Source organism: Desulfonatronospira sp. MSAO_Bac3, assembly GCF_003838035.1.
Lineage (GTDB): Bacteria > Desulfobacterota > Desulfovibrionia > Desulfovibrionales > Desulfonatronovibrionaceae > Desulfonatronospira > Desulfonatronospira thiodismutans.
The window spans coordinates 1-2,816 of sequence record NZ_QYZY01000082.1 but is presented as its reverse complement, the minus strand read 5'-3'; the positions used below and the strand labels follow the sequence as shown (position 1 = coordinate 2,816).

Here is a 2,816-nt window from a genome sequence, read left to right as displayed (position 1 = left end):
GATACTGTGGTGACCGTCAAGGCGGCAGACACTCTGTGGCGGGCCAAGGGGGAGCGCATCATATTTCCGGGTTTTCTGCGCATTTATACCCCGGGGGGCACCCTGGAGGACAGTCTTCTGCCCAAGCTGGCCAAGGATGAAGAGCTGGCCCTGGAAAACCTGTCCAAGGAGCAGAAATTCACTCAGCCCCCGGCCAGGTTCAGCGAAGCCTCCCTGGTGCGCAGGCTGGAGGAACTGGGCATCGGCAGGCCCTCCACTTATGCAGCCATTATTTCTACCCTTCTGGACAGGGAATACGTAACCCTGGAGGAGAAAAATTTCCGGCCCACTGAACTGGGCTCAGAAGTGTGCGATATGCTTGTAGAGCATTTCCCGGCCCTGCTGGATGCAGGATTTACCGCCCAGCTGGAGCAGGACCTGGACACCATCGCTCTGGGTGAAAAAAACTGGGTGGAGGTGATGCGCAGTTTTACCGGGGAATTTTACCCCACCCTGGAAAAGGCCCAGAAGGCCATGGCCTCAGTTAAAGGAGGCAAAGAAACGGACATCAAGTGCGACAAGTGCGGAGAAACCATGCTCATCCGTTTCGGGCGCAACGGGGCTTTTCTGGCCTGTTCCAGTTATCCGGAATGCAAGAATACCAGCAACTTCACCCGGGATGACAAGGGCAGCGTGCAACTGGTGGAAAACGAGACAGTGGAGCGTGAAAAGGTAGGGACCTGCCCGGACTGCGGCGGAGACTTAGTCATCAAGAAAGCCCGCACCGGAAGCCGTTTTATCGCCTGCGACAACTATCCCAAGTGCAAGCACAGCGCTCCTTTTTCCACGGGCATTGCCTGTCCTCAGGACGGTTGTACCGGGGAACTTGTGGAAAAGAGCAGCCGCAGGGGCAAGATATTTTACGGCTGCAACAGGTATCCCGAGTGCGACTATGCCCTCTGGAATCCTCCAGTGGCCAAGGAATGCCCGGAGTGCGGGTCAAAGGTCCTGGTGCAGAAGAACACCAAGACCCGCGGGCAGCACCTGGACTGTCCGGTTAAGGGATGCAAGTACTGGGAGGAAATATGATGAGTTACTGGCTCACTCTTGAAACCCTGTCATAAAAAACAAGAAATTGTTATCAGTTAATAGTTAATTGTTACTGGTTGAAGAACAACAACTTAAATTAACTGCCTTAACAATTAACAAATAACAGATAACAGATAACTGGGTTGCGGGCACAGCCCGCCTTAGTGGATAACCACGGTGTATTTTTTCAGAAACCCAATGGGGTGGTAGGATTCTTTGGCTTTTTTAAGACCCGGGTCGCCCATATCCTGCTCCCGGTTGACGACTTCAAAGTCCGGGGCCGAATTCTGCAGGAACAGACTGTTCATGGCCTGATACACCCCCTTGTATTTGGGGCAGCCCTTTTCGAAGTGAATAAGCAGGGTGTTGTCCGGCAGGGCCTCGGCCACGGTAAAGGCGGCCATGTCACCGTTGACCATGATCCCGGCCCCGAAAGGCCCCCGGAGTTCTTCCCAGGCGTTGAAGACCCGGACCACGACGTGATTTTCAGCTTCCAGGGTCTGGGATTCCTGGCATTCCTTCCAGAGACACCACTCCGTCTGAAGTCCAAGGGCGAATTCAATGTACTTGCGGTCCAGTGAGACGTAGGTATAGTCGTTGTTTTTTACAAACTGGTTGTACAGGTTCTTTTTTTTGTGCCACTTGTTGCCCTTCAGGGCCTTTAGTTCCGGCACGGAGTAAAGATAGTCCCAGTGTTCCCGGGCCTCATGTATTTCTACGCCTGGCAGGCTTTCCTTCCAGATAAGGGCCAGTTTTTCCGGGACCCGTATAAATCGGGCCGGCCTGGGGAAGCTGTCCAGTATCCTGGGCCAGTCTGCATTCCAGTCGCCCACCGGTGCCCAGAAGCCCTGCTCGGGCTTGTCCTGTCTGATCCAGGCCAGTTCGTGGTCAAAGGCTATTTCCAGGCCGTATTCCTGGGACCAGCCCCAGACATTGGTAAAGCTGTAGTCTGAAACGGGTTGCTGAGTTCGGGCAAGCAGACGGTTGTAACTGTCCTGCAGGGATAAATCTATGGGGTAAAATTGCATCATTGTCCTCAATCTGGTGAAAACAACTTACTTAAAGCAGGTACAAGGCATGGTCAAGGCGGATTTTTTCTGGTAAAATTCTATAATTAAGCAACAACCATTTTCCCGCTGTGCGCCATGCAGGGTTTAGGGTTTGTCAAAAAATTAGTGTTACATAATGCTTGCATAATCTGGGGTTTATCGCTCCCACGCTCTGTCCCGCCAGGGCGGGAGAGCGTAGCCCGACCGCTCCTGCGGTCATTGTGGGCGCTGAGCGTCCAGGGAATGTTCCCACGCAGAGCGTGGGAACAATAAGACAAATAAAACACTTATATCGTGACAGATCCTTACTGTCCTTTACGGCGTGGAAGTCACGGTGAGTCGATAATTTTCATGGAGGCTTGTCATGTCCCTGATTGCCCTGCTTACTGATTTCGGCATAGAGGACCCTTATGTGGGACAGATGAAAGGGGTGGTCTACAGTCGTTGCCCCGGGGCGGATATTGTGGATCTGACCCACGGAGTGCAGGCCTTTAATATCCACCAGGGAGGTTTTCTGCTGGCATGCTCCCTGGATTTTTTTCCACCGGGCACAGTCTTTATAGCCGTGATTGATCCCGGGGTGGGATCGGATCGGGGCATAGTCCTGGCTGAAACCCGGAGCTGCTGGATACTGGCTCCGGACAACGGTCTTCTGTCCCAGGCCCTGGATGCCGGGCTGTTAAAGACATGCCGGAGGTT

General features: G+C 53.4%; 3 protein-coding genes and 1 pseudogene. 3 read left to right on the top strand and 1 reads right to left on the bottom strand.

The genetic code is table 11. The features are described from left to right. Positions 1–6 precede the first annotated feature (6 nt). Positions 7–807, top strand: a pseudogene (locus tag D5S03_RS03055) (DNA topoisomerase); the annotation flags it as partial. A gap of 60 nt (positions 808–867) precedes the next feature. Continuing rightward, positions 868–1,068: a topoisomerase DNA-binding C4 zinc finger domain-containing protein gene (locus D5S03_RS13820; RefSeq protein WP_502697111.1), complete on the top strand. Its 201-nt coding sequence runs from the start codon at positions 868–870 to the stop codon at positions 1,066–1,068. A 161-nt stretch (positions 1,069–1,229) separates the two neighbouring features. On the opposite strand, the gene D5S03_RS03050 is transcribed toward D5S03_RS13820, so the two are convergent. Then, the gene (locus D5S03_RS03050) at positions 1,230–2,099 is read right to left on the bottom strand and encodes a DUF2156 domain-containing protein (protein ID WP_144311504.1); all 870 of its coding nucleotides are present in this window, start codon (positions 2,097–2,099) and stop codon (positions 1,230–1,232) included. 382 nt (positions 2,100–2,481) lie between these two features. On the opposite strand from D5S03_RS03050, the gene D5S03_RS03045 reads away from it, so the two are divergent. Continuing rightward, a partial coding sequence (locus D5S03_RS03045) for an SAM-dependent chlorinase/fluorinase (protein ID WP_287042634.1) occupies positions 2,482–2,816 on the top strand: 335 nt, incomplete at its 3' end.